Annotated in this window: 7 protein-coding genes; 4 read left to right on the top strand and 3 right to left on the bottom strand. The window is 71.8% G+C overall.

Annotated features, from left to right (window positions below):
• Together ACFFNX_RS38490 and ACFFNX_RS38485 are read left to right on the top strand one after the other, a co-directional pair.
• On the top strand, window positions 1-1235 hold a 1235-nt coding region (locus ACFFNX_RS38490; protein WP_378211038.1), incomplete at its 5' end, for an alkaline phosphatase family protein.
• Between the two features lie 73 nt (window positions 1236-1308).
• The gene (locus ACFFNX_RS38485) at window positions 1309-2118 is read left to right on the top strand and encodes a DeoR/GlpR family DNA-binding transcription regulator (RefSeq protein WP_378211037.1); all 810 of its coding nucleotides are present in this window, start codon (window positions 1309-1311) and stop codon (window positions 2116-2118) included.
• Window positions 2119-2154: 36 nt separating this feature from the next.
• On the opposite strand, the gene ACFFNX_RS38480 is transcribed toward ACFFNX_RS38485, so the two are convergent.
• From ACFFNX_RS38480 to ACFFNX_RS38470, 3 genes are all read right to left on the bottom strand, one after another.
• Window positions 2155-2841, bottom strand: a complete 687-nt coding sequence (locus tag ACFFNX_RS38480; protein WP_378211036.1) for a response regulator — start codon at window positions 2839-2841, stop codon at window positions 2155-2157.
• Between the two features lie 115 nt (window positions 2842-2956).
• Complete coding sequence (locus ACFFNX_RS38475; RefSeq protein WP_378211035.1) at window positions 2957-3850, bottom strand: prenyltransferase/squalene oxidase repeat-containing protein; 894 nt, start codon at window positions 3848-3850, stop codon at window positions 2957-2959.
• 76 nt (window positions 3851-3926) lie between these two features.
• Window positions 3927-4610, bottom strand: a complete 684-nt coding sequence (locus ACFFNX_RS38470) for a helix-turn-helix domain-containing protein (protein WP_378211034.1) — start codon at window positions 4608-4610, stop codon at window positions 3927-3929.
• Between the two features lie 193 nt (window positions 4611-4803).
• On the opposite strand from ACFFNX_RS38470, the gene ACFFNX_RS38465 reads away from it, so the two are divergent.
• Window positions 4804-5841: a hypothetical protein gene (locus tag ACFFNX_RS38465; protein WP_378211033.1), complete on the top strand. Its 1038-nt coding sequence runs from the start codon at window positions 4804-4806 to the stop codon at window positions 5839-5841.
• Window positions 5842-5962: 121 nt separating this feature from the next.
• Window positions 5963-6394 (top strand): ATP-binding cassette domain-containing protein (locus ACFFNX_RS38460; protein WP_378211032.1); only part of this gene is annotated, 432 nt, incomplete at its 3' end.

The raw sequence follows: 6394 nt of genomic DNA, 5'->3' as shown, positions 1-6394 counted from the left end.
TCGCGGCGGGCGTGGCCGCGCCCCGGCGGGCCCGGGCCGCCGAGGCGACGACGACGGCGCTGCCGGACCCCGGCGACTCCGGCATCGACCACATCGTCGTCGTGATGATGGAGAACCGCTCCTTCGACCACTACCTCGGCTGGCTCTCGGGCGCGGACGGCAGGCAGGCCGGGCTGACCTACACGGACGCGAGCGGCGTCGCGCACGACACCCACCACCTGACCACTCCGTCCGGGTGCGGGTTCAACGACCCCGACCACTCCTACGAGGGCGGGCGGACGGAGCTCAACAACGGCGCCTGCGACGGCTGGCTGCGGGCCGGGTCCAACGACGAGCTGTCCATCGGCTACTTCGAGGCCGCCGACCTGGCCTTCTACGGGCGTGCGGCGCGCGAGTGGACGGTCTGCGACCGCTACTTCGCCGCCATGATGGCCCCGACGTTCCCGAACCGGTTCTTCCTGCACTCCGCCCAGACCGACCGTACGACGACCTCGGTCGAGAAGATCGCGACCATGCCGGCGATCTGGGACCGGCTCGCCGACAAGGGCGTCACCGGCCGCTACTTCTACAGCGACGTGCCGATCACCGCGCTGTGGGGCACGAAGTACCTGGGCATCAGCCGCCAGATCACCGAGTTCTACCTGGCCGCGGCCACCGGCACGCTGCCGCCGGTGTCGTACGTGGACCCGGGCTTCCTCGGCGAGGCGGTCCCCGGCATGTCCGAGGACGAACACCCGCTCGCCGACATCCGCCTCGGCCAGCACTTTCTCGGCAAGGTGCACGACGCGATCGTCACCGGCCCGAACTGGGAGCGGACCGTCCTGGTGATCACCTACGACGAGTGGGGCGGCTTCTTCGACCACGTACCGCCGCCGGCCGGCCCCGACCCGAACCCCGACCTGGGCGCCGGGCTGCGCGGGTTCCGTGTGCCGTGCGTGGTCATCTCCCCGCGCGCGCGGCGCGGTCACGTGGCGCACGGCCTGTACGACCACACCTCGGTGCTGAAGATGATCGAGTGGAGGTTCGGGCTGGAGCCGCTGACCGTACGCGACGCCGCCGCCGGCAACCTCGCCGAGGTCCTGGACTTCACCGATCCGCCGAACCTCACGGCGTCGCGCTACCGGATCCCGCTCCCGATCACGCTCGGCTGCCTGGTGCCCGACCACGCCCACTCCGGCGAGGACTGGCCGGAGCTCGCCGCGCTCGCGCGCAGCCGCGGCTTCACGACACCGTAGGCCGCAGGGAAACTCTCAGCCTCCCGAACTACGATCGGAACCGTTCACATCCGGTCAGGGCGTGGGGAGAACCGTGAGCGACCTCCAGGGAGCGGCGGACGGGCGCAAGCCGGTCTTCGGCGCCGAGCGGCGCGTGCGGATCCTCGAGCTGCTCCGCGCGAACGGCACCCTGTCCCTGCGACAGCTCGCCGAGGCCGTGCAGTCCTCGGAGGTCACCGTACGCCGTGACGTACGGGCGCTGGAGGCCGACGGCCTGATCGACCGTCACCACGGCGGCGCGTCCCTGCCCGGCGAACTGTCCCGCGAGCCCACCCACCTGCAGAAGGCGCAGGTGGCCAAGGTGGAGAAGGCGGCCATCGCCGACCTCGCCGTGGCGCTCGTCGAGGACGGCGACGCCGTGGTGATCGGACCGGGCACCACGACGCACGCGCTCGCGCAGCGGCTGACCGGCCACACCGACCTGACGGTGGTCACCAACTCCCTCCTCGTGGCGCAGGCCCTGTCGGCGTCCCCGCGCATCGAGGTGGTGATGACCGGCGGCATGCTGCGCGGCCCCGTCCAAGCCCTCGTCGGCAGCGCCGCGGAACGCTCGCTCGCGGGCCTGCGCACCCGCCGCGCGTTCATCTCCGGCAACGGCCTCACCGCCGAACGCGGCCTGTCCACCCCGAACATGCAGGTCGCCAGCACCGACCGGGCCCTCGCCGCGTCCGCCGAAGAGGTCGTCGTGCTCGCCGACCACACCAAGATCGGCGTGAACACCATGGTCCAGACGGTCCCCGCCGACGAGATCGCCCACCTGGTCACCGGCGACGCCGCCCCGCAGGAGGAGCTGTACGAGCTGAGCGCTCGCGGTGTGCGCCTCCACGTCGCCCGCCTCCAGTAGCCGACGCGGACGTCCAGACAGGGCCCAGGCCGGACCTCAGATCCAGCCGGCCTTCACAGCGATCAGGATGGCGTGGGCGCGGTTGCGGGCGCCGAGCTTTTTCGCCGCCGACCTGAGGTAGTTGCGTACGGTGCCCTCCGACAGGAACACCTGCGTCGCGACCTCCGCGATGTCGTTTCCCTCGGCGTAGCGCCGGAGGATCTCGGTCTCCTGCGGAGTGAGCGGGGTCGGCGTCGCGTCGAGCGCCGCCAGGGCGAGCCGGTGGTCGATCACGCGGTCACCGTCACGGACCCGGCCGATCGCGTGGAGCAGGTCTCCGGCCGGGGCGGACTTGACGATCAGCCCGGTGACGTTCGCGGCGAGGGCCCGCCGGAGATGCCCCGGGTTCGCGACTCCGGTCATGGCGATGATCCCGCAGTCGGGTCGCAGCGTGCGAAGCCGCTCGATCACGGTGAACGCGTCGACCCCCAGCAGATCGACGTCGAGCACCGCGACGTCGGGATCGTGCTCGGCCGCCGCCGCGAGCACCGCGTGCCCGGTCGTGGCGTGGGCCACGACATCGGCGCCGGCCTGCTCTCGCACGAGCGCGGCCAGGGCGTCCGACCGCAGATACGCGTCCTCGGCGACCAGCACACGGAGGCGGCACGGGCCTCCTGCCGCCGGTTCCTCACCAGGGGACTCGTGCGCCGACGGGGCGGACCACCCGGGCCGGTCGGCGGTCATGACGGTGATCCCGGCATAGGACGACCTCTCAGAGAAAGATTGGCTTCCATCTCTTATTGGTCGCTGGCCCCGTTTTGTTTTCACCTTTCTTTGGATCAATCGCCGTCTTCCACGGTCAGCGGCCGTTCATCCGGAGTACCGCGACGGCCTGGACGGTGGCGTAGCCGCGCCATTCCAGTTCCGCGGCCGGGGAGTAGGCGGTGAAGTCGACCGCCCACCCGCCGTCGGGCCGCTGTCCGCTCTCCAGCCGGTCGAGGTCGTCGGCGACGGCGCGGTCGTCGACGAGGGCGCGTACGGGACGGCCCGGCTCGGGGGCGAAGTCGAGCAGGTGGAGCGTCTCTCCCTCCGTCCCTCCCGCGACCGGGATCGCGCCGTCCGACGGGACGAACGGGGCGAGGTGCCCGAGGAGCTCACGGGCTTCGGGAAACGAGTCGGTGGCGGCGTCGAGGAGTTGGAGCGCGAACGACAGGACGTAGGCGAAGGGAGCCTCGTCGATGCCCTGAATCGCCTGGAGGCAGTACCGCGTGGCCCTGGTCAACCACGGGTGGTCCCGGACGTCCTCATCCGATCGGGCGGCCCGGTGCGCCTGGGCCGCGATCGCCGCGGTGATCTGCAAGGAGGACTCGCGCGGGTCCGCCTGCGCCCAGAAGGGCGCGCAGGCGGTGGGGTCGCCGAGGGGCAGCGCGAAGGGCAGCCCGCCGTCGGGCAGCGTGACGGACTGGAGCCAGTCGAGGAGGGCGACGACGTGCGGCGAGGTCGCGGGAGCCGCGTCGGCGATGGCCTCGAGCGCGTGCTGCGCCCCGCCGGGCTGGCTTTCGCGCGCGCGAAGATCGGGCTCAAGGCCCCACCCGTAGCCGCCGTCGGGATTGCGATGACCGTCGATCGCGGCCAGGACGGCCGCGCGGGTCTCGGCGGTGTCGTTCCCGCCGGCCAGTTCGAATCGGCGTCTGTCGAGGACGCGTGCGTGTGTCGCCATGAACGATGTGGCTCGGTCGAGGTCGATGCTCATGAACCTGAACGTTGCCATGGCGTCGCCACCGGGGGATTGGACGAATCGGCCACGGTGGCCCGCGAGGGGGCGGGAGTCAGGCCAGCAGGGCGCCCGGGGCGGTTCCGGTGAGGCGGCGCGCCTCCCGGTTGAGATGGGCCTGGTCGAAGTAGCCCGCCGTCGCGGCGGCCTCACTCAAGGCCGTGCCCGAACGGGCCAGGTGAAGGGCGTGCTGAAATCGGTGGATCCCCATCAGCGTCTTCAGGCCGTAGCCGAACAACCGGTCACCGGTCCGCCGGAGCGAACGCTCCGACAGGCCGTGATCGTCGGCGATCTCACGGACGGACCGGTGCCCCCGGGCGGCACGGTCGAGGGAGGCGGCCAGGCGAAGGGCGGACGGGTCCGGGGCCGCTCGCCTCCACAGCGCCGCGAAGACTCCTTCGAGCATCAGGGGCACGTCGTCCTCGGCCGCGTCGAGCGCCTCGCCGGGAACCGGCGCGAGGTCGGCCAGCGCGACGCGGTGGTCGGTCAGCTCACGGGCGGGGACGCCCAGCAGCGCGTGCGCGACGCCGGGCGGGAAGCGCAGGCCCCAGGTCGCGGCCCCGGGACGGGTCGCGATGGCCAGGGCGGTCGTGTCCGCTCCGGCGATCACAAGACGATCGTCGTGCCACATCAGGTCCATGACGCCGTCGGGAACGACATGCTGCTCCTCGCCGGCGGCGATGCTCCGCCACATCGTCGTCCCGGCGAGACGTCCACACCATTTCGCGTACCCCGACACTCCACGTCACCTCGATTCCACAATCTAGCGGCCGGGCGTGACAACCCGGCCTCCTCGCCTGCGGAGCCGGTACGGGAGCGTCTCCCCGCTTCCCGAGGAGCCGCGTCCCGGCCTGGAGGTTCAGCGGCGATTCGGTCCCCCGAATCCCCGGCCGTCATGGACAGGGGCGGGCGCGGGGGATGACGATCCGCGTATGCACCCCGACCAGCCGAACATGGCCATCGGAAATCTGTCCTCGGCATTCCCCGAAATCGCGGTCGAGAACAAACTCAAGAGCGCGGACCTGACCTTCTGGGGCACGCACCTGCGACGCGGAGCGACCACCGTCTCGCTGGAGGAGTTCGTCACCGCCCTGCTCGGCGACTTCCTCCCCGGCACCGCTCGCCGGGGCCTGAAGGTGACGCTCTTTCCCGAGGCGAACGGCATCCGGATCCAGGTCAACGGCAGCGCCGCGCTGTCCGACCAGGACGACCGGCCCTTCTCACTCAACCAGACCTACACCGTCGAGAGCGGCGTGCTCACCATCCACGTCGAGACCGTCGTCGCGCCCAAGAAGGGGCAGGCGTTCGTGCGATCCTGTCTGCTCGCGCACGCCCGGCTGTTCACCGTGGGCAGGCTCACCCTGTCGGCCTCGAGCATCGGCGGCAGCCAGGAGGGCGTCTTCGTCTGGGCCCGGTACGGCTTCGTCCCCACGGTCGAGGACTGGGACATCATGCGCCGGTGGGGGCTGCGGGAACTCGATGGGACATCGGGCGCGCTGTCCGGTGTGCGCGACACCGTACGCCCGATCCTGCTGGACCCCGTGCCGATCGCGCTGCGACGGCTGGTCCACTTCTCCTGGACGGCGGCGGACCAGAAGGCGGCGAAGAGCTTCCTCGACCGCCTGCTCACCGCGAACCTCAGCTGGAAGGGCGCCCTCGACCTGACCGACGCCGCCTCCGCGAACTGGATCGCGGCCTACGCCGAGAGCGGCAGACCCGGCGACGGACTCGATCGGTTCCAAGCGCTGCTCCCGGCTCCCTCCGGGCGGAGCGTCGCGCCTCCCGAGCCGCAGGCCGAGCCCGAGCCCGAGTCACAGGGCTACGGCGGCACGGGACTGAGCGAGCAGGACCTCGTGAATCTCCTCGCCGCGAAGATAACCGACAAGGAAGCGGGCATGGAGGACGTCCGCAAGGAGTACCCCGAACTCGTCGCCAAGGTGCAGGCGGTCCTCGACCGGTCGCGGACCTGACCGGAGACGCGCCGGGGCCGTGCTCACCGCGAGGACGACCCCGGTTGACCGGAGGCGACCGCAGGGGCAACTATTCCTCTGTCAGGGGGCGACCGGTCCGGGCGAGCGCGGGAGGACTCTCGTGGTACGACCAGCCCTCGAGGCCGCGGCGATCGTCAAGGGGTTCTCCGGCGTGCTCGCCCTCGATCACGTCTCGCTGTCCCTCGCCCCGGGTGAGGTGCACGCGCTCGCCGGGGAGAACGGCGCCGGCAAGTCGACCCTCGTGAAGATCCTCACCGGCGTGCAGCCGCCCGACGGCGGGCGGCTGCGTCGCGACGGCGAGCCGCTCGTCCTCGACGGGCCCCTCGGCGCGCGACGCGCCGGCATTCGGGCCGTCCACCAGGACGACAGCCTCATCCCCTCGATGAGCATCGCCCGCAACCTGTTCCTCGGCGAGGAGCCGCGCGGGCGGTTCGGCCTCATCGACACCGCGCGGATGCACCACCGGGCCGCCGAGATCCTCGCCGCGTACGGCCTGCGCGCCGACCCGCGGCGTCCCCTGGCCTCGCTCGGC

Source organism: Actinoallomurus acaciae (assembly GCF_042429965.1).
Taxonomy (GTDB): Bacteria; Actinomycetota; Actinomycetes; order Streptosporangiales; family Streptosporangiaceae; genus Actinoallomurus; species Actinoallomurus acaciae.
This window is presented reverse-complemented; position numbering and strand designations above follow the sequence as displayed.

Excerpts from the sequence above, each read along its gene's own strand:
- ACFFNX_RS38480 (WP_378211036.1), bottom strand. The coding sequence starts at position 2,841 with ATGACCGCCGACCGGCCCGGGTGGTCCGCCCCGTCGGCGCACGAGTCC.
- ACFFNX_RS38465 (WP_378211033.1), top strand. The coding sequence starts at position 4,804 with ATGCACCCCGACCAGCCGAACATGGCCATCGGAAATCTGTCCTCGGCA.
- ACFFNX_RS38475 (WP_378211035.1), bottom strand. The coding sequence starts at position 3,850 with ATGAGCATCGACCTCGACCGAGCCACATCGTTCATGGCGACACACGCA.